Origin of the sequence: Marinomonas sp. BSi20584, from assembly GCF_002792415.1 — a bacterium.
GTDB lineage: Bacteria > Pseudomonadota > Gammaproteobacteria > Pseudomonadales > Marinomonadaceae > Marinomonas > Marinomonas polaris.
The window spans coordinates 78299-98184 of the sequence record NZ_KZ454887.1; the positions used below are offsets into that span (position 1 = coordinate 78299).

The window sequence follows — 19886 nt, forward strand, 5'->3', positions numbered from 1 at the left end:
CAGCGAGTACAAACACTAAATACTCATACCACCATCAATAATTTGCACCGTTCCAGTTGTATAACTAGACTGATCGGAACCTAGATATAGGGCTAATTTGGCAATTTCATCAGGATGCCCTATGCGCCCCATTGGCTGTCGATCAATAAATTGATTAAAGACGGCCTCCTCAGTTAGCCCTTGTTGTAGAGCTTGTTCAGAGATTCGTTGACGCAAAGATGGAGAATCGACCGTACCTGGGCATATAGCATTGCAGCGAATGCCTTTACCAATAAAATCAGATGCTATGGATTTTGTTAGCCCTATAACTGCCGCCTTACTTGCTGTGTACGCAAAGCGATTAGGTACACCTTTAATACTAGATGCCACTGATGCCATATTGATGATTGAGCCTCCACCCTGCTCAATCATTCCAGGTAAGAAAGCACGAATCATTCGGTACATCGCCGTAACATTAAGATCAAACGATTTACTCCATGCCACCTCGTCACACGCCAGAATATCCCCTGCGTGTACATAGCCAGCGCAGTTAAAAAGGACGTCTATATTGCCGACTTGATCTAGCAGATTGACAATTCCAGCCTCAGAAGTCACATCAAGATATAGCGCTTTTAATCCTGCTATTGCTTGCAGGTTACGAATATCAATATCCGTCCCAAAAACCTCCGCTCCCGCATCTAAAAATGCTTTTGCACTAGATAAACCAATTCCTTGACCTGCTGCTGTTATAAGTACTTTTTTACCCTTCATTGGGATATCTCCTTACGATTTTTTATGGTTATTCTTCAATAAGGCTTTTAGTGTTTACACCGTTTACTAAGCGTTCAATATTGAGCGGATTGCTATTTTTTAACGCTTCGGGGAGAAGTGAGTTGGGATAATTTTGAAAACAAACTAGGCGTAAGAATCGGTCGATAGACAAAGTCCCCACCGATGTACCACGAGAATCTGAAGTGGCCGGAAATGGTCCGCCATGTACCATAGCATCACACACTTCAACGCCTGTTGGATAACCATTGATAAGTACTCGACCCGCTTTTTCTTCGAGCAATGAAAGTAATTCCTGAGACTCAGCTAGCTCCTCGGATTCACCAATTAAAGTAGCTGTCAGTTGGCCATGCATAGCCGAAATACACGCTCGTAATTCTTCCATGTCATTCACTTCGACAATAACGGTAGCTGGACCGAATACTTCTTCTTGCAGTAGCTCACTGCCACTCAGCAATAAACTGGATTCAGCCTGAAATAAATAAGCAGTGGCTTTGTTTTCAACGCTCTCAGCACTGGCTAAGATTTTAATTGATGGATGATTTTGTAAAGCGTCGCACCCTTTTTGATAGCTATTCAAAGTGCCGCTATTTAGCATTGTCTTACTTGGTTTGAGTGATATTTCAGAGGAGAGCTGCTTGATAAAAGTGCTAAATTTTGACGAACGGATACCAACAATGAGACCTGGATTAGTACAGAATTGCCCAACCCCCAAGACCACAGAATCAGCTAGTTGCGTTGCAATCAAATCACCTCTATTTTCTAAAGCTTGAGGCAATAAAATAACGGGGTTGATACTACTCATCTCAGCGAAAACGGGAATTGGATGAGGTCTAGTTGCCGCCATATCACATATAGCCTTACCACCAGCCAAAGAACCAGTAAAACCTACTGCTTTAATAGCTGGATGATTAACTAATGCTTTACCAACACCCGATCCAAATATCATGCTGAATACACCATCAGGCATAGACGTTTGTTCGGCTGCTCTGAGGATAGCAAGAGCAACTTTTTCAGCCGTCCCCATATGCCCACTATGGGCTTTGAATACTACTGGACAACCGGCTGCAAGAGCTGAAGCAGTATCGCCACCAGCCGTTGAGAAGGCTAATGGAAAATTACTGGCGCCAAATACAGCGATAGGACCAAGACCAACACGACATTGACGTATATCAGCGCGAGGTAAAGGGCGTCTATCTGGCATTGCGGTATCTATTCTGGCATCGTAAAAGTCGCCACGGGTCAATAAATCAGCGAATAACCTCATTTGATTACTCGTACGGCCGCATTCACCTTTTATACGGGCTTCATCCAAGGCGGTTTCTTGCTGAACCAAATCAACAAAGTCTTTTCCTAGAATGTCTAATTCATCAGCAATCTTGTTTAAAAACTCTGCACGACGAGTTGCGGATAGCTTGCTATAAAGCGGAAAGGCCGATGAAGCGATTTTACAGGCGGAATCAACTTCATCCATCGTTGCTTGATAAAATGAAGGAGCCAACTCAAGTCCAGTTGTGGCATCCCAACTCTTTAAAACAACATCCCCTCTTGCACTACGAGTATTTCCAATAAAATTGTAACCGTTGTAATCAGACATAAATTTCCCATACCGTTTTTGTTATTCACGGTAATTTAGGTCTGATATCGATCACTTACCAATGGTTTTTACTGATCAACTGATAACTAAACAATATCAATTGGTTGTTTTTCAGCCGCCAATATTTGTTGAGCATTATGCTGAAGAATATTGGCAAACTCTAATGCAGGACCGACTAACGCTTCATTTTTCCTTGTTAAGATACCGTAATATTGGGGCACTAAATCCAACGGTGTTTTAAGCACAGTTAAAACACCACTTTCTACATGAGGCTTAACCATAACGGTTGGTAGCATACCAATCATTGGACCTCGCTGAAGCAATTCAAGAAAAGTCTGCACAGATATCGTCACCACAATATCTTGCGGTAATGCTACCCCTGCTTTAGCGAAAGATTCTTCCATACGGTCTCTAATCGGTGTCCCCTTAGGGTATAGCAACCAAGGCCATTCAAAGAGCTTTTCAAGTGAAACCGTCTCCTCTCCGCTAAGAGGATGGCTTGAATTGGCGACTAAGCAAAATTTTTCAGGAGCTAAGGGAGTAAAGTCGAAATTTTGTTGCTGTCCTTGCTCTGAAAAGCGACCTATTGCTAAATCCAACGTCTTTTCTTCCAACATTTTCATCAAGTTCCCACTTGTTTGTTCAACCACTTCAACATTCAACAAAGGGGAACGTTTCTTTATTTCCATAATCGCTTCAGGAAGGACCGCTGAGGTAGCGGCAAAAATCCCCCCTACTTTTAAGTAACCATGTCCACCTTTATGCAAGCTAGTAATTTGCTCAACAAAACCATTAGCATCATTTAAGGTCATATGTGCATATCGAATAACATGCTCCCCTAGAGTAGTCGGCGCCATACTTCGCGGCAGTCGATCAAACACTTCAAAACCAAGCAACCCCTCAATTTCTTTGAGCATCTTGCTCACTGCTGGCTGGCTCAAATTCATTTGCTGTGCAGTCAAGTGCATATTTTTTGTACGCCCAAGTGAATCTAATAAATAAAGATGCCTAAATTTTATCCAATTACAAAACGTTGAAAATGAAAAATGTGACATAACCCTTCCTTCAATCAATAACCACCAGTTATCAAATATTAACTATATGTCATTGGATTTTATCGATTCCCCATCTTAATGTACATTCCAACAAGAATAAGGAAATACCAATTATGTCGATCAAACTTACAACAAAAAACACCCTACCAGTCGATGCGAACCAAGCGACTCTTATTGGCCGCGTTTGGTCTCCAGGCAATCCTTCAGGCCCATCACTCGTTGTCATTCGCGAAAACAATGTTTTTGATATATCGACACACTTTGCAACACTAAGTGAATTCCTAGAAAACGATCATCCTGTAGAACAACTTAAAGACGTCGAAGGAACATTCCTATGCAGTCTAGAGGATCTACTGGACAACACCCATGATTCAGCCAACACTGATCAAGCCTATCTACTCGCTCCAGCCGATCTTCAAGTTATTAAAGCCGCAGGCGTCACATTTGCCTCAAGCATGATTGAACGAGTAATCGAAGAACAAGCGGGAGGTAATCCTTCAAAAGCGAAAGCCATCCGAGTTTTAGTAGAAGGCGTTATTGGCGATAACCTAAGTTCCGTTGAGCCTGGCTCTGAAAAAGCTACACAGTTGAAAGAACTGTTAATAGAAAAAGGCATGTGGTCACAATATCTAGAAGTCGGTATTGGCCCAGATGCGGAAATTTTCACAAAAGCCCCCGTTTTATCGGCTATCGGAAGCGGAAAATCCATTGGTATTCATCCGAAATCTGAGTGGAACAATCCTGAGCCTGAAATTGTTCTAGCCGTAAACAGCAAAGGTAAGATACAAGGCGCAACCCTAGGAAACGATGTAAATTTACGTGATTTCGAAGGTCGTAGCGCACTGCTACTTAGCAAAGCAAAAGACAACAACGCCTCTTGTGCCATTGGCCCTTTCATTCGTTTATTTGACGATAACTTCACCTTAGAGGATGTGCATACTTGCGAAGTTACTCTTCAAGTAAAAGGCACCGACGGTTACACCCTAGAAGGGCTGTCTTCCATGATAAAAATAAGTCGTAGCCCAGTAGATCTTGTTCAGCAGACTATTAACGAAAATCACCAATATCCTGATGGCTTTTTCTTATTTCTAGGGACGCTATTCTCACCTACTCAAGATCGTGATCATATTGGCGGCGGTTTTACGCATAAGCTAGGCGACACAGTCATCATTAGCAGCCCAAAACTTGGCACGCTATACAACACCGTCACTTACAGCAGCGATGCAAAGCCATGGGAGTTTGGTATCAACTCACTCATCAATAACTTAACTCACCGCGGTTTATTAAAAGCTAAAAATAACTTTGTCAGTAAATAACGAGTTGAATCATCAACGAATATTTGATGATGGGAATAGCGCCGCATAATTAAAAAACACAGAGATATTCACATGCAAAATAATAATAAGTTTCGCTTACGCAGTCAGCAATGGTTTGATGATCCAAGCCACGCCGATATGACAGCGCTTTATGTAGAGCGCTACATGAACCAAGGCCTGACTCGTGAAGAGCTTCAATCAGGTCGACCTATTATCGGCATAGCTCAGACAGGAAGTGATTTAACACCTTGTAATCGCCATCACGTACAACTAGCACAACGAATTAAAGAAGGTATTCGTGATGCAGGCGGTATACCAATGGAATTTCCAGTCCACCCAATTGCCGAGCAAAGTCGTCGCCCAACAGCGGCACTGGATCGTAATTTAGCGTACTTAGGATTAGTCGAAATACTCCACGGCTATCCTTTAGATGGCGTAGTACTAACCACAGGTTGCGACAAAACGACCCCTGCTTGTCTCATGGCTGCAGCCACAACCGACTTACCTGCGATTGTTTTATCTGGTGGACCTATGTTGGATGGACACCATAAAGGTGAGCTAATCGGTTCTGGCACCGTTATCTGGAGTTCTCGTAAATTATTAGCAACAGGGAAGATTGACTACGAAGGCTTTATGGAGATGACAACCGCTGCATCCCCATCCATTGGCCATTGCAATACCATGGGCACAGCGTTATCAATGAATGCTCTGGCTGAAGCCTTAGGCATGTCATTACCTGGGTGCGCTAGTATACCGGCACCGTACAGAGAGCGCGGACAAATGGCCTATGCAACGGGCAAGCGTATTTGTGAACTGGTACTTAATGATATTCGCCCTTCACAGATCATGACTAAAGAATCATTTCATAATGCTATTGTGGTTGCTTCCGCACTTGGCGCATCCACAAATTGCCCTCCTCACCTAATCGCCATTGCACGTCACATGGGCATAGATTTATCACTTAATGACTGGCAGGAAGTCGGTGAAAATGTGCCTCTAATAGTCAATTGCATGCCTGCTGGTAAACATCTTGGTGAAGGGTTTCATCGCGCTGGAGGCGTACCTGCGGTTCTGCATGAGCTTCAAAAATCTGGTTACCTTCATGAACAATGTGAAACAGTAAGCGGCAAAACCATCGGGGAAATTGCAACTGCCAACCCCACTAATAACGCTGATGTTATTTATGAATGCGCAGCGCCACTAAAACATCGAGCGGGTTTTATCGTTCTAAGTGGTAACTTTTTTGATAGCGCCATAATGAAAATGTCTGTGGTTGGTGACGCATTCAAGAAAACCTATTTATCTGAACCTGGTGCAGAAAACTCATTTGAAGCTCGCGCGATCGTGTTTGAAGGGCCGGAAGATTATCATGCTCGAATAGAAGACCCCGAACTCAACATAGATGAAAAATGTATTTTGGTTATTCGTGGTGCTGGCACAGTTGGTTATCCTGGCAGTGCCGAAGTCGTCAATATGGATCCACCGTCAGAATTAATGAAAAAAGGGATTTCATCATTGCCATGCCTTGGCGATGGTCGTCAAAGTGGCACATCAGCAAGCCCATCTATTCTCAATATGTCCCCTGAAGCCGCTGTTGGCGGTGGTATTGCGCTACTTCGTACCAACGACAAGCTTCTGGTCAACCTCAATGATCGTTCAATTAATCTTTTAATTGATGATGAGGAAATGGCCAAACGCCGTGAAGAATGGACGCCAAACATCCCGGCATCTCAAACACCTTGGCAAGAATTGTATCGTCAACTTGTTGGCCAACTTTCAACCGGTGGCTGCCTAGAACCCGCAACCTTACATTTAAAAGTGATATCTAAAGACAATCCACCTAGACACTCACATTAGAATATTTCTCTCTAATGTAATTAAAATAATAACGGTGAAAAAAATGAACAATATAATCAATAAATTCGAACGATTCATTGAGTATATGATGGCTTTAGCTTTAGCAGTAATGTTCTCTGCAGTTTTTATAAATGTTGTTTTACGATATTTATTTGGCTCGGGCATTGCAGCTTCAGAAGAGCTATCGAGACTTTTGTTTGTATGGCTTATCTTTATGGGAGCAACTCTTGCTGTTGGTCGAAATTCTCATATTGGTTTTGATCTTATACAAAGAAAACTTCCTAAAAATTTACGATTAATATGCGCAATAATCAGTCATTCTCTTATGCTATATGCCTTGTATTTATTTCTAGAAGGCAGTTGGAAACAATACAACATCGGTTGGAATATAAATTCAACTGTTATGCAATATCCTTTAGCATTTATGTACTCCACTGGCCTTTTCGCATCAATTGGCATGGGGTTCTATATTATAAGAAATCTCATACTAATTATTCTAAAAAGTGAAAATTCTCATATTCCAGGAAATACCGAAATATCTCCAGAACAACTCAAGGAGAATAACTAATGGCATTAGGGATTTTTTTATTCAGCCTAGCTGGATTTATGTTTCTGGGTATGCCAATAGCATTTGCTTTGGTATTAACTGGCATAACATTAATGTGGCATCTAGATTTTTTCGATGCTCAATTAGTCGCACAAAACCTTATCAATGGTGCCGATAGCTTCCCCCTGATGGCAGTACCGTTTTTCATCCTTGCAGGGGAAGTAATGAATGCAGGGGGGATATCCAAACGTATCATTAACCTTGCAATTAGTTGCGTAGGCCATAGACGCGGAGGATTAGGATACGTAGCTATCATTGCAGCCGTGATACTGGCAAGCTTATCTGGCTCAGCGATTGCAGACACAGCAGCACTAGCAACGCTCCTTCTCCCAATGATGCGCAATAATGGCTACCCAATAGGTCGCTCTGCAGGACTCATTGCTGCAGGCGGGATTATTGCACCGATTATTCCTCCAAGCATGCCATTTATCATTTTTGGCGTAACGGCGAATCAATCTATCAGCAAGCTATTTATGGCTGGCATTGTACCTGGAATCATCATGGGACTAGGTTTGGTCTTAGCTTGGAAATGGAGCATGAAAACGGTCGATGTGGAACCTCAACCTCGCCAAAGTATAAAAACCAGACTAAGAGTAGCAAAAGATGGATTCTTTGCATTGCTTATGCCGGTAATTATTATCGGTGGATTACGAGGAGGACTTTTCACGCCAACCGAAGCCGCCGTCATTGCTGCTGGATATGCAATGATAATTAGTCTTCTAGTTTACCGTGAATTGAAAATATCAGACCTTATCCCTCTATTCATTCAAGCAGCCTATACAACAAGTATTGTTATGTTTCTTTGCGCAGCGGCGATTGTCTCTTCATATATGGTGACATTAGCAGATCTTCCTTCTGAATTAATAAGTATTCTAGAGCCTATTATGGACAGCCCTAGAACATTAATGGCGACAATCGTGATCGTCATGTTATTAATCGGGATGGTTATGGATCTAACACCAACTATATTGATATTAGCACCTGTAACCATACCTTTAATTATTAAAGCAGGTATAGATCCTATTTATTTTGGCGTTATGTTTATTATGGTTGGCTGTGTAGGGCTAATTACACCTCCAGTTGGCACCGTTTTAAGCGTTGTTTCTAGCGTAGCAAAAGAGCCATTAGAAAAAATAACAAGAGGAATACTACCCTTCTTATTTGCGTATATGGCAATAATAGTATTATTCGTAATATTTCCAGAAATTATAACCGTACCAGCAAAACTGCTCTATTAAACCTAAAAAGGAAAATTAAATGAAAAAAATAACAATATCAAAAAAAGCATTCAAATCTATTTTAGCGATTACTATCGGAACCACTCTTACAATTGGTTCAATTAGTGCCAGCGCACAAGATGTGAACTCTCGAATCATTAGATTTGGATATGGATTAAATCAAGATAGTAAACAGGGTAGAGCAGTACAAACATTTACAGAGGAAGTAAACCGCCTTTCTGATGGAAAATTCAAAGTGAAATCTTTTGCAAACGCCTTGTTGGGAAATGAAATTCAAATGCAAAATGCGCTAATTGGCGGAGCGCAAGAAATGATGATCACGTCAACATCATCATTAATTGGCATAGACAAAAGTTTTGCGATTTGGGATTTACCATTCATGTTTAAAGATGGTCCAGAAGCAGACAAAGTTCTAGATGGAAAATTTGGACAAGCCATGCTTGATGGCTTAGAAAAACATGGAGTTGTTGGCCTTGTTTACTGGGAGAATGGGTTTCGTGATTTAACCAACTCAAAACGACCTATAAAAACCATGGATGATCTAAATAGTGTGAAACTAAGGGTTATGCAAAACCCTATGTATTTAGAGCTCTTCAACCAAATGGGAGCCAACGCAATCCCTATGGCCTTTTCAGAGCTATTTACAGCATTAGAAACTGGCGCTGTAGACGGACAAGAAAACCCATATAGCACTATCCAATCTAGTAAATTTTATGAAGTTCAAAAGTACCTTAGCCAGACACATCACGTCTATAGCCCATGGGTTATGTTAATCAGTAAGCCTTTCTGGGATAAGCTTAGTAATGATGAAAAAACAATCATTAAAAAAGCGGCCGTTATATCCAGAGAAGCAGAAAGAAAAGATAGTAGAGAACAAGCAGAAAAATCTCTGGCTTTCTTAAAAACAAAAATGGAAGTAAACAGCATTACTCCAGAAGAAATGGATAAGATGAAAGCTTCAGCAAAAATAGTTATTGACGCCCAAGCGAAAGAACTAGGACAAGATTTACTTGATCAATTCTTTGCTGCGATTAAAGAAGCAAAAAGTAAATAATAAACTAGCACAAAAAAATCCAATGGCTGCAACGCCATTGGATTTTTTATGAGTCAATAAACCGCTAAATTAGCGTTTTATGTAGATTACTGTTGCGTGTAACGATGAAGGGCTTTGTAATCACCATCGTCTTGTAAGCAATAAAACTCTGTTTCCTTTGCGCCCAAAATTTGGCAACTAAAGTCGACACTCTCTTGTTGTTCCCACTCACTATCACAGCTGCTGCGGAATCGGGAGTTAGAGTCAGTTTCTGTGATAGAACCCAAAACATGAGACCATTTGAAGCTACTTTCGAAGACATTACAGCTGTTAGAATCATCTCTATCTACAAACGTACCTGTCCCATCTTCGTTAAAGGTTTCACTACCGATATCGATCCAGTTACATTCTTCGTCTAAGTATTCAACTTTAAATGCATTAACCAAATCTTGACGACGTTTTATGGTTATTTTTGATACATCATTCATCGACATAAACCAAGCGCTTTTATAACCATTATTATCAAGATCTTCACGAACATTTAATGTAAAAGGCACCGTGGTAAGCACAGTAGACACGGTAAACAAATCGGTACAGTCATTACCCATACTTGCGTTTAGCGCTCCCATATCCATGATCAGGTCGCCCAGCTTAATACTGTCCATATTAAAAGCTACAACGCCGTTTGGCTTCACTTCTTCCGTCGCTAATTGCTCGGCAACCTGCTTACTCTTTTCGCCTGTGTAAGCAACCAAATGCTTGCCCTTAATTGCCACGAAAGTATCCATTGGCAGACCGCTGTCGGCTAGATTAACAGCAGAACCATCGGTTGGAATTTGTACGCCATTTAAGATGGGTAGGAATTTACTAGCAAGTGCAGACAGCACTTCTGGCTTTTCAGCAGTGATGGTCGCAATGGCATCGTATTGAGCGCCTAACTGACTGTTTTCATCTTTTGTCAAATCAAAAACGCCCAAGCTAACACCAGATAAGCCTTGTGCCATGCTAGTAAATACCGACAGCACCGCTGGGTTGTTTTCCCGTAACTTCACTTGTAAATTTTGCAACTGAGCGCAATTAAAATCCGCTCTGGTAAATTGATTCCACAAGCTTGTTAAGACCGGAGAGATAGCGTCCGCAGACAAACCGACACCAAGACCAAGAGTTAGGTCTTTACTAGTATTTAAGTAGCTTGGAATGAAGCCGCGAAGCTTACTCAGTTCGCCTAACACATTGGCATTTTGGATTTCTAGGGCATAGGAGAAGTCAAACGCCATGTTGTCGTCTTTTACATCATAACGATTCAAACCAAAGACAAAACGCGGTACACCAGAAACAATATTGACGATGTCAGCTCGACACTGCATTTGAGCTTCCGTTAAATCAGGCAGCTTATCTCCCAACAAAACTTTCAATTGCTGGTGAGCACGAGCGTCCTTGTCCAGCACAGCATTAGCAATATTCAGCAAACTTACATAACCATGGGAGTAATCCATGAAGTTATATGTCTTACCGTCGTTTTTCCAGCTATCTACAGGCATAGGCACTGAAGGCTTCGTTAAAGCAAAACGCTGAGCTTGAGCCGCTGAATCATCTTTTTGCGATAATACTGAGATAGTAAGAACGTTATCCTTGATCATAAAACCAAGCGTCAGTACTAGATCATCATTTTTCGCCAGCTCAATAGTCGTTAAGGTTTGGTCTGCAATAGTTCTTGATCCCAAGGTCAAATCACTTTCTTGTGCCGCTTCTTCTACAAGACTCAAAAACGCCTGTTCGTCTTGCAATACAACACGCATAACGGGGAAAATCCCGTCTAAATACACAACGCTTGCGCCTTCCATATCAAGGCCGTAGTGGTTGTATATTGCTATGCCGCCCTTGGGCGCCACTTCGTAATAATCTTTAATAAACCAGCGTATAAAATCTAAGCCTTCACTTTCAGGAAAAGACTTAAGCATCTCTAAAATAGCTTCACCATCGCTACTATCTTTCAGCTGAGCCATCATCTGATCAGAGCTAGTAACAATATCTTTATTTGTCACACCACCAACAAAAAGAGCCGTATCAGCAGGAACATATTCGATCATCTTGTCGATATTGCTACTCTTTTGGAACCAACCCAAAATGTCGAAACTAAAGCCGAATGCGGCAGCAGAAGATAAACAAGCCATAACAGCGGCGGCTTTAAAGAATTTTCCCTTCATTACGGATCCTTCAGAATGAGTACTCATTACAAGTTACTTAAAGTGGGGGTTAAAATTTTGTGTCAAAAACGACAAGATTTTAGCGTTAAACGCCAAAAAGAGCCATCGCGTCAACTATGACTCATACCTTATATTGAAAAGAATGTTGAAAACAAAATAGCGACGTGAACTTACCCTACTCGGCATTCCAAAATAGAAGTCTTTCTTGAGCCTGCAGATCTCTTAGTTGGATCATAAAAAGTTTCCACAACTTTGAATCCGGATTTTCTCATCATGCCTGCAGAAGCTAAGTTTTCTTCATGCCGCTCAATTAATACAACAGTAGCTCGCTTTTCTTTGGACTTTTCTATACAGCACTCAAGCAATTTCGTACCAGAATACGCACTAGAAACAACTACATCACCAATAAAAAAAAGCTCATTAAGGGCCGAATACTTGGCCAAATAATCGGGACTGACTGCCCCATCAATCAAAACAGCAAAGCCTATAATTTGGTTGCTGCCAGCGCCAAGGGAATCAACCGCAACCATAGCAACCGCCGTGCCGTGCTCAATCAGAGAGAACTCAGCATCAACACCTTCTTCAGTTAAATAATTCCATTCATTTGGACCATGATTCCAAAGTAACGCTTTCACATCGGCAAGTTCTTCTAAAGCAGCCTGTCGAAGCGTAATCATGCTAAAACTCCTCCAAACCATTTAATTGGCGAATAATATCCAAAAAAAGATCTCGACCAACAGATATCAAACCATCAGGAAAGTCGTAATCTGGATTGTGTAATTGCGGGCTAGCTTGTCCTGCACCCAAAGCAAACATTGCACCCTCTTTTGCTGTAGCGGTGAACTGACCGAAATCTTCTGACCAACGCATTGGCTCATCCAGCAAGACCAAAGGCGTTTTCGTGGTTTCACAGGCACGAACCACTATATCGCAACCTTGTTGAGAATTTACGCTGGCCTGAAACACATCATCGTATTCAAATGAAATACTTAGATTTTCACTCTTTGCTACTGCTTGAGAGAAGCGCTCGGCCTGCTCTATCAGAGTTTGCATACCTTCATTGCTTTCACTGCGCAAAGTCACCATGACCACCGCATCACCCGGCGCCGTCCCAAAGGCAATTTCACCTAATTTGGCGTGGATAACCGTTACCCAATTTCGCCCTGCGCCTGCTTGTTGTGGAATGCTTGCTGGCAGCGAGTTTAGCTCTTGGATAATTTGGCACATGGCATTGGCAGGGCTAATACCATTTTCAGGATGCGCCGCATGTGAGGTTTTGCCTTTTAGATGGATAATCATGCCTCTAGAAGCACAATTAAAAGTACCTGCTCGCACAGCTACTTTACCCAGTTCTAACCCAGGGTAATTATGTAGGGCAAAAGCATAGTCTGGAGTAAGAGCGGTAAAACGCGCATCGTTTACGACTTGAATCGCTCCCATTCCGGTTTCTTCTGCTGGCTGAAAGCACAGCACAACACGCCCCTTCTGCGGACGATGCTTCGACAATTCCGCACCCAACGCGGTCACGATACTCATGTGCCCATCATGACCACACTTATGAGAAACGCCTTTCACTTGTGAACGATGAGCAAAACTATTGGTTTCTTGGATCGGCAAAGCATCCAATTCGCTACGAATCAAAGTCGTTGGGCCACTGTCAGCACCATTAAATACAAACGCCAGACCCGTTCCGCCAAGATCGGTAACAACCTCATCCGGCGAGAAAGCTTGAAATTCGTTGAAAATTCGAACCGCTGTAGCCTGTTCTTGATTAGACAGCTCTGGATTCTGATGAAGGGTTTTACGTAACGCAATTAATTCGTCTAGAGATTGCATGATTGGGCCTGTAGTTTGGAACAGATTTAGTGACAGTCTCAGCTAAAACAGATCACCAATCAAGCATCCCATAAAACTCACTAACGAAAGCATTTATTCCCTTACGCATGAACTCCCACATATTAAGCCTTCATAGTAAAAACAACGTCTCCTAAATCATAAACCATAATTAAAAAAGTTCTTTCAATAGCGAATATCCTTACTTTATTAATAAATGTTAATGAAAGTCATTTGCATCAATGATCGTTATTTTGTGATAATCATTCTCATAAAGGATTGTTTTTTAGTTCGGAGTAACTTAATGAATCAACGAGAGAAATCATGAAAAAAACGGCTTACCCTGTTCCCTTATCTTTAATCGCTCTATCCATTATGGCAGCAAATCCTGTCTTTTCCGCAGATACATTAGAAGTAGAACACCAGTTAGACACTGTCACAATTGAAGCAGATGCTCTATCAGAAAGTGCGCCAAAGGTGGGTAGCTCAGTTTCTAGTATTGATTATAAAGATATCGAAAAAACACTAGTCCGTAATCTAGATGATTTAGTCCGCTACGAACCTGGTGTCGATGCCAGCCAAGATTCTCGTTTTGGTATCAGCAGCATCAATATTCGAGGACTTGATGGCGATCGCGTAAAAATCAGTGTCGATGGCGTAACACAAGCCGATGCATACGGCCCTACAACCACGTATTTAAGAACTGGACGAAATACCGTTGATCTAGATTCATTAGAGTCTGTCGAAATAATTAAGGGCGGTGATGTTGTAGAAGGCAGTGGTGCCCTAGGTGGCGTTGTAAAGTATAGAACAAAAGAGCCTAGTAGCTTTTTATCCGCAGAAGGCAATGACACTTCAGGCTCGTTAAAAGCCGGATACAAAAGTGCATCGGATGAATTCAATCAAACACTCACCATTGCAAATCGCACCGGCAAGGTTGAATCCTTGCTTGTATACACAAACCGAGATGGTCATGAAAATGAGAACCATCAAGGTGACGCAGGATCGGATCAGACAGTCGGAGTCAAACGAGCTTCAGTAGACCCTTCTGACACCGGATCAGACAACGTACTCGCCAAAGTACAGGTGCAAATAAACGACAATAACCGTATTGGTTTTGTGGGCGAATACTTCCACAGCACGTCAGAGTCCGACTTATTTTCAGAAAGCTCAGCAACAGATCAACAAAGTTCTGACGACAAAAGTGTCCGCCGCCGTATTGGCTTCTTCCATGAAAACACACAAACCAACACCTTATATGATCGCCTAAAATGGCAGGTCGATTATCAAGATACCAAAACCACCAATAAAACACATCGGAGCAATAACAACCGCCTAGTTGATCGCTTTTATGATGAGGAAAGTACCAGTTTAAAAGCCGATTTAGTGAAACAAATTGACGCTCATCAAATCCGCTATGGTTTAAATTACGATAAAAAGTCTTTGGAAAATCTAAACAAAGACACAGTATCAGGTACAACCACAGCATCTCGTTTTTCTCCTGTAGCTGATGCCAACATCTTTGGCGTGTACATAGAAGACAGCTGGGCTGCAACAGATCGACTGACTCTAGTCCCTGCCATCCGCTACGACAATTATAAGTACACAACAACAGGCGACGAATACATAGAGTCATGGGGAAATAATGAAAACGAAGCACTCACAGCACAACTGGCTGCCGAATTTGCTCTAACGGAAACCTACACGATTTTCGGCAAAACAGGCTCAGGTTTTAGAGCGCCAAACTTAGACGAACTCTACTACTACTTCGCAAACTCAGCTTCTTATGGTTCTTACCAAATAACACCAAACCCAGATTTGGAACCAGAAGAAAGTCTCTTCATCGAAGCAGGTATTCGCGCTCAAAATACATATGGAGCGGCAGAGTTTGTCGCTTTCTACAACGATTATAAAAACTTCATTGAGCAAGTATCTTTAGGCTCTTCAGCGGCTTTTAGCCTTGGCCAATATACCAATCAAAACCTTAACCATGTAGTGATTAAAGGCGTTGAGATCAAAGGTAATTTAGACCTATCTAAAAGCATCGATGCCCTTAGTGATGGCTGGGTATTAAATGGAGCCATAGCTTATGCAGAAGGAGATAACCTTGAAAACGGTGAACCGCTCGACAGCATTTCACCGCTTAGTGCGGTTGTCGGTCTTGGCTACGATGCCCCATCAGAGCAATGGGGTGGAAAGCTCAACCTAACTTGGGCGTCTGGTAAGAAAAAAGAAGACATATCCACCAGCAAACAATGGCTTGCCACATCGGATTACAACCTTGTTGACCTAACAGCCTATTACAAACCGACGCAAAACCTCACTTTTAACGCCGGTCTTTTTAACCTAACCGACGAAAAATACATGAATTGGAATGACATTCGTAACCTAACCAATACCAGCACTAACTTGAATAGATACACCCGTGCAGGTCGTAATTTTGGCATAGATGCAACCTTGTCATTCTAAGACACACTCAAAGTATTTATTAACGCGAACTAAGTACTCATTAACATCAACGAAATACTTACTAGCACCAATGAAATAAACAAGGGAAAGCGTTTCTCCCTTGTTTATTCACGGAGAATTCATATGTCAGTCAACAACGAAGCACCTAAAGTTAAAACAGCAAATACCGCCAACCATCTTGCTTACTCGCGATATCTAGAAGTTGTTTCATCAAGCCAAGCGCCACGAGCTCGGGAACTGGCCAAACAACTAAACATCAGCGAAGGCGAATTAGTTGCTTGCCGACAAGGCATAGAAACATGGGCAATAAAGCCGCCATATCAAGATCTATTGGCGCTGCTAGAAGGCGTAGGTGAAGTGATGACCATCACTCGCAATGATGAAGCCGTACACGAAACCACTGGGACATATCATAAGTTCAGCTTTATGGAAAAAAGCAACATGGGTCTCGTTCTATCGGACGACATTGATTTACGTCTCTTCATTGGCCAATGGCACAGCGCATTCCATGTCGTCGAAAATGGCCGCCATAGTATCCAGTTTTTCAACGCTCATGGCTTAGCACTTCATAAAATCTATCGCACAGACAATACTCTGTCCGAAAAATGGAATGCTCTCATAACTGAATTTCGTGACGCTTCCCCAGTTACCCCAACTTATTTACCGTTAGAAGAGGAGCAAGAACCTATCAGCGAGCTACCAGCTAATTTTGACCAAGCTCGTTTCGCTATAGAATGGTCAGAGCTAAAAGATGTTCATGAATATCATGGCATGCTCAAAAGGCACGGCCTTTCTCGTACTCAAGCTTTGTCCCAAATTGGTGATCAATGGGCGACAAAACTAGAACAAGACAGTGTAAAAAACGCTATAACCTTTGCTGAAGAAAAAAACTGCAACATCATGGTGTTTGTTGGTAACAAAGGCTGCATCCAAATTTTCAGCGGCGAAGTACATAGCCTTATGCAACAAGGCCCTTGGTTCAATGTATTAGACCCAGGCTTTAACTTGCACCTAAGAGAAGATTTGATCGCAGAAACTTGGGCTATTAAACGACCAAGTAGCGACGGCATTATTACTTCTATTGAAGCATTCAACGCCAAAGGCGACTCCATTTTAATGCTATTTGGCAAACGCAAACCGGGTAATCCTGAACTACCGCTATGGCAAAACATAGTAGAGAAAGTGATTAGTCTAAGCGCTAAACAGGAGACGACATCATGAGCCGAAAGCCGCTTATTTTCGTTACCCTGATGGTATTAGGATCACTTAGCAGCACTTTCAGTTTTGCTCAGCGCGTTGTCAGCATAGGCGGAACAGTCACAGAAATCGTCTATTTACTTGGTGCTGACAAGCAACTCGTTGCCAGCGATACCAGTAGCATCTACCCCGATAAAGCGAACCAAATGCCTAAAGTTGGCTACCAGCGCACTCTGTCGGCAGAAGGCGTACTGAGCGTTCATCCAGAACTCTTACTCATCACGCCATCAGCAGGACCTGCTAAAGTATTGCAGCAGCTAAAAGATACTGGTGTGAAAATCGTTACTATTGATTCGCCGGATACCAAACAGGGTATTTTTGATAAAGTTTCACAAGTCGCTCATGCATTAGATCAAGCAATCGCTGGCAAGCAGGCTATTGATAGCATTAAGCAAGCCTTTGATGAATTAGCTATTCCCGAATCTTGGAAAAAACGTCCTCCTCGTTTGCTGTTTGTCTTACAAGTGGGTGGTGCTCCTATGGTAGCAGGACAAGGAACGGCTCCCGATGCGCTGTTTCATCTAGCTGGGGCGATCAATGCCGTAAATACCATAAACGGCTATAAAGCACTTACTCCTGAAGCCATTCTACTCGCTCAACCTGATGCCATTGTCGTCACTCAACAGGGGCTTACACGAGCAGGCGAGCAAGCCATTTGGTCTTTACCTGGAATGGCTTCGACACCAGCGGCAAAAGCCCAACGCTTAATATCCTTAGATGCTTTATTAGCATTAGGGCTAGGTCCAAGAACACCACAGGCGATTCAGTTTATACATCAACAACTTGAAGACTGGGCGCCATGAAACGCGCCTTTTATTCGCAAATCCCTTATCCAGCCCTAATCCTAGCGTTGTTTATTGTGGGGATATTTGCGTTAACGCAAGGAGCCTATTCGATTTCATGGCGAGACCTTTTTCTGTCTTCCATGAATGACATAGACCGGCAAATACTTATGACGGTTCGCTTACCTAGGTTACTCATGGCTGCTCTGGTCGGCGCCGCACTTGCTGTTTCTGGTGCGTTAATGCAAGCATTATTTCGTAACCCATTGGCAGATCCCGGCTTATTAGGCGTCTCATCTGGCGCTTCCGTTTTTGTCGGCATTCTGATTGTTCTCAATCCTTTAGCAGATAACTTACCACTGTGGGCACAATCTTATATGCAAAGCGCAGCAGCGTTTTTGGGCGCGGTACTAACCTGCTGGTTGATTTTTCAATTATCCAAACACAAGGGCCAAGTATCTGTGCTGCATTTACTCCTTGCTGGTATCGCTATCAATGCCTTATCTGGGTCAGCAACGGGGTTACTTACTTACGTAAGTAATGATGAGCAGCTAAGAGCCTTAACTTTTTGGGCAATGGGAAATTTAGGCGGCGCTAGATGGGAACAAGTTGCTGTTATTGCGAGCATTTTATTACCAATGCTTTGTTATGTTTGGCGTCAATCTAAAAACTTAAATCTGTTATTACTTGGCGAAGAAGAAGCCCGTTATTTAGGACTAGATGTCGAGAACTTCAAAATAAAGCTCATCGCCATTGTGGCGTTATGTGTCGGCGTGACCGTTGCCTTTACAGGTCTTATTGGCTTTATTGGACTAATGGTCCCTCATCTCATTCGTATGCTCTTTGGTGCCGATAACCGCATTGTTGTTCCCTGCTCTGCCTTATTAGGTGCCAGCTTACTAACAGGAGCAGATACCTTGGCTCGACTTTTAGTCATTCCAGCTGAACTGCCTGTTGGTTTGGTCACCAGCTTACTGGGTGGGCCATTTTTCTTATGGCTACTTTTAAAAAATATACGAGAAACCAGCTAATGCTTAACATCAGCCAACTCACACTTATTCGATCTGGGAAAAACTTGTTAGAAAATGTTTCTCTTAGCATTAAGCCTGGACAACTTACTATTATTCTTGGGCCAAACGGCGCGGGAAAATCGACGCTATTAAAATGCTGCTCAGGCACACTTCAAGCAGATGCAGGGCACATCACGCTAGATAAAAAACTGTTGTCGAATTGGTCGCTGGCAGACCTCGCCAAAAAGCGCGCCGTATTGACTCAGCAAATACATCTGCCTTTCGCATTAACCGTTAAAGAAGTGGTTTCTCTTGGACTCGCACCATGGGCATTGTCAGATCAGCAAGCCACGAAGTTAATTCATGACACCTTAGTCGAAGTTGGCATGCCAGACACAGAAACTCGTCGATACGCCAGCTTATCCGGAGGAGAACAGCAACGTATCCAACTCGCAAGAGTCTTAGTTCAGCTCTTCGCAGACAAGCCCTCACGAACAAGAAAACAATCCCAAGAAGGCAAATACTTACTATTAGACGAACCCATTTCAGCACTCGACTTGCACCAGCAGCAACGAGTCTTAAGGCTACTTAAAAACCTTGCCCAACAAGGGTTGGGGATTTTCTGCATCCTACACGACATCAACCTAGCGGCACTCTATGGCGACAAACTCGTCCTATTAGAAAAAGGCAAAGTCATCTTCAACAGTGAGCCCAAAAGACTCGCCCAAGGCAACACTATAGAAACCGCTTATCAGGCGGACCTCATATGCTTATCACACCCAGACACCCAACTGCCGCAGTGGCAATTTAAACAATAACCAACCCCGTAGATACCATCTCTCCTAATCAGCCTCAAG

16 protein-coding genes are annotated in these 19886 nt (G+C 42.5%); 10 read left to right on the forward strand and 6 right to left on the reverse strand.

Features of this window, described 5'->3' with window-relative positions:
* Window positions 1–15: 15 nt before the first annotated feature.
* From TY87_RS16820 to TY87_RS16830, 3 genes are all read right to left on the reverse strand, one after another.
* The gene (locus TY87_RS16820; RefSeq protein WP_198432122.1) at window positions 16–750 is read right to left on the reverse strand and encodes an SDR family oxidoreductase; all 735 of its coding nucleotides are present in this window, start codon (window positions 748–750) and stop codon (window positions 16–18) included.
* A 28-nt stretch (window positions 751–778) separates the two neighbouring features.
* Window positions 779–2365 carry an aldehyde dehydrogenase (NADP(+)) gene (locus TY87_RS16825; RefSeq protein WP_100187952.1) on the reverse strand — a complete coding sequence of 529 codons (1587 nt, stop codon included), beginning with the start codon at window positions 2363–2365 and terminating at the stop codon, window positions 779–781.
* A gap of 86 nt (window positions 2366–2451) precedes the next feature.
* Window positions 2452–3420 (reverse strand): LysR family transcriptional regulator, encoded by a 969-nt coding sequence (locus TY87_RS16830; protein WP_100187953.1) that lies wholly within the window; start codon window positions 3418–3420, stop codon window positions 2452–2454.
* Between the two features lie 113 nt (window positions 3421–3533).
* Between TY87_RS16830 and TY87_RS16835 the strand changes: the two genes are divergently transcribed.
* From TY87_RS16835 to TY87_RS16855, 5 genes are all read left to right on the forward strand, one after another.
* The gene (locus tag TY87_RS16835) at window positions 3534–4736 is read left to right on the forward strand and encodes a fumarylacetoacetate hydrolase family protein (RefSeq protein ID WP_100187954.1); all 1203 of its coding nucleotides are present in this window, start codon (window positions 3534–3536) and stop codon (window positions 4734–4736) included.
* A gap of 72 nt (window positions 4737–4808) precedes the next feature.
* Window positions 4809–6593 (forward strand): IlvD/Edd family dehydratase, encoded by a 1785-nt coding sequence (locus TY87_RS16840; protein ID WP_100187955.1) that lies wholly within the window; start codon window positions 4809–4811, stop codon window positions 6591–6593.
* Between the two features lie 43 nt (window positions 6594–6636).
* On the forward strand, window positions 6637–7161 hold the full coding sequence (locus TY87_RS16845) for a TRAP transporter small permease (RefSeq protein WP_100187956.1): 525 nt from the start codon (window positions 6637–6639) through the stop codon (window positions 7159–7161).
* A complete protein-coding gene (locus tag TY87_RS16850) occupies window positions 7161–8438 on the forward strand; it encodes a TRAP transporter large permease subunit (protein ID WP_100187957.1) in 1278 nt (425 codons plus the stop codon). Before TY87_RS16845 ends, TY87_RS16850 begins: the two co-directional genes overlap by 1 nt.
* A gap of 19 nt (window positions 8439–8457) precedes the next feature.
* Window positions 8458–9492 (forward strand): TRAP transporter substrate-binding protein, encoded by a 1035-nt coding sequence (locus TY87_RS16855; protein ID WP_100187958.1) that lies wholly within the window; start codon window positions 8458–8460, stop codon window positions 9490–9492.
* Between the two features lie 86 nt (window positions 9493–9578).
* Here TY87_RS16855 and TY87_RS16860 read toward each other — a convergent pair whose 3' ends face one another.
* The 3 genes from TY87_RS16860 to TY87_RS16870 all read right to left on the reverse strand — a co-directional run bounded on the left by TY87_RS16860 (window position 9579) and on the right by TY87_RS16870 (window position 13514).
* Window positions 9579–11678: a hypothetical protein gene (locus TY87_RS16860; protein WP_100187959.1), complete on the reverse strand. Its 2100-nt coding sequence runs from the start codon at window positions 11676–11678 to the stop codon at window positions 9579–9581.
* Between the two features lie 170 nt (window positions 11679–11848).
* Complete coding sequence (locus tag TY87_RS16865; RefSeq protein WP_100187960.1) at window positions 11849–12355, reverse strand: GNAT family N-acetyltransferase; 507 nt, start codon at window positions 12353–12355, stop codon at window positions 11849–11851.
* Between the two features lies 1 nt (window position 12356).
* A complete protein-coding gene (locus TY87_RS16870) occupies window positions 12357–13514 on the reverse strand; it encodes an amidohydrolase (RefSeq protein WP_100187961.1) in 1158 nt (385 codons plus the stop codon).
* A gap of 321 nt (window positions 13515–13835) precedes the next feature.
* On the opposite strand from TY87_RS16870, the gene TY87_RS16875 reads away from it, so the two are divergent.
* The 5 genes from TY87_RS16875 to TY87_RS16895 all read left to right on the forward strand — a co-directional run bounded on the left by TY87_RS16875 (window position 13836) and on the right by TY87_RS16895 (window position 19847).
* Window positions 13836–15980, forward strand: a complete 2145-nt coding sequence (locus tag TY87_RS16875; RefSeq protein ID WP_100187962.1) for a TonB-dependent hemoglobin/transferrin/lactoferrin family receptor — start codon at window positions 13836–13838, stop codon at window positions 15978–15980.
* A gap of 123 nt (window positions 15981–16103) precedes the next feature.
* Window positions 16104–17201, forward strand: a complete 1098-nt coding sequence (locus tag TY87_RS16880; protein ID WP_100187963.1) for a hemin-degrading factor — start codon at window positions 16104–16106, stop codon at window positions 17199–17201.
* A complete protein-coding gene (locus tag TY87_RS16885) occupies window positions 17198–18040 on the forward strand; it encodes a heme/hemin ABC transporter substrate-binding protein (RefSeq protein WP_100187964.1) in 843 nt (280 codons plus the stop codon). Before TY87_RS16880 ends, TY87_RS16885 begins: the two co-directional genes overlap by 4 nt.
* Window positions 18037–19050 (forward strand): FecCD family ABC transporter permease, encoded by a 1014-nt coding sequence (locus tag TY87_RS16890; RefSeq protein ID WP_100187965.1) that lies wholly within the window; start codon window positions 18037–18039, stop codon window positions 19048–19050. Before TY87_RS16885 ends, TY87_RS16890 begins: the two co-directional genes overlap by 4 nt.
* Entirely contained in the window at window positions 19050–19847 is a 798-nt protein-coding gene (locus TY87_RS16895; RefSeq protein WP_157789909.1) for a heme ABC transporter ATP-binding protein, read from the forward strand. Before TY87_RS16890 ends, TY87_RS16895 begins: the two co-directional genes overlap by 1 nt.
* Window positions 19848–19886 lie beyond the last annotated feature (39 nt).

Bases quoted from the DNA above. Each gene is read 5' to 3' on its own strand.
- TY87_RS16840 (WP_100187955.1), top strand. From the start codon at position 4,809: ATGCAAAATAATAATAAGTTTCGCTTACGCAGTCAGCAATGGTTTGAT.
- TY87_RS16855 (WP_100187958.1), top strand. From the start codon at position 8,458: ATGAAAAAAATAACAATATCAAAAAAAGCATTCAAATCTATTTTAGCG.
- TY87_RS16890 (WP_100187965.1), top strand. From the start codon at position 18,037: ATGAAACGCGCCTTTTATTCGCAAATCCCTTATCCAGCCCTAATCCTA.
- TY87_RS16825 (WP_100187952.1), bottom strand. From the start codon at position 2,365: ATGTCTGATTACAACGGTTACAATTTTATTGGAAATACTCGTAGTGCA.
- TY87_RS16885 (WP_100187964.1), top strand. From the start codon at position 17,198: ATGAGCCGAAAGCCGCTTATTTTCGTTACCCTGATGGTATTAGGATCA.
- TY87_RS16820 (WP_198432122.1), bottom strand. From the start codon at position 750: ATGAAGGGTAAAAAAGTACTTATAACAGCAGCAGGTCAAGGAATTGGT.
- TY87_RS16850 (WP_100187957.1), top strand. From the start codon at position 7,161: ATGGCATTAGGGATTTTTTTATTCAGCCTAGCTGGATTTATGTTTCTG.
- TY87_RS16880 (WP_100187963.1), top strand. From the start codon at position 16,104: ATGTCAGTCAACAACGAAGCACCTAAAGTTAAAACAGCAAATACCGCC.
- TY87_RS16870 (WP_100187961.1), bottom strand. From the start codon at position 13,514: ATGCAATCTCTAGACGAATTAATTGCGTTACGTAAAACCCTTCATCAG.
- TY87_RS16830 (WP_100187953.1), bottom strand. From the start codon at position 3,420: ATGTCACATTTTTCATTTTCAACGTTTTGTAATTGGATAAAATTTAGG.
- TY87_RS16895 (WP_157789909.1), top strand. From the start codon at position 19,050: ATGCTTAACATCAGCCAACTCACACTTATTCGATCTGGGAAAAACTTG.
- TY87_RS16865 (WP_100187960.1), bottom strand. From the start codon at position 12,355: ATGATTACGCTTCGACAGGCTGCTTTAGAAGAACTTGCCGATGTGAAA.
- TY87_RS16860 (WP_100187959.1), bottom strand. From the start codon at position 11,678: ATGAAGGGAAAATTCTTTAAAGCCGCCGCTGTTATGGCTTGTTTATCT.
- TY87_RS16835 (WP_100187954.1), top strand. From the start codon at position 3,534: ATGTCGATCAAACTTACAACAAAAAACACCCTACCAGTCGATGCGAAC.
- TY87_RS16845 (WP_100187956.1), top strand. From the start codon at position 6,637: ATGAACAATATAATCAATAAATTCGAACGATTCATTGAGTATATGATG.
- TY87_RS16875 (WP_100187962.1), top strand. From the start codon at position 13,836: ATGAAAAAAACGGCTTACCCTGTTCCCTTATCTTTAATCGCTCTATCC.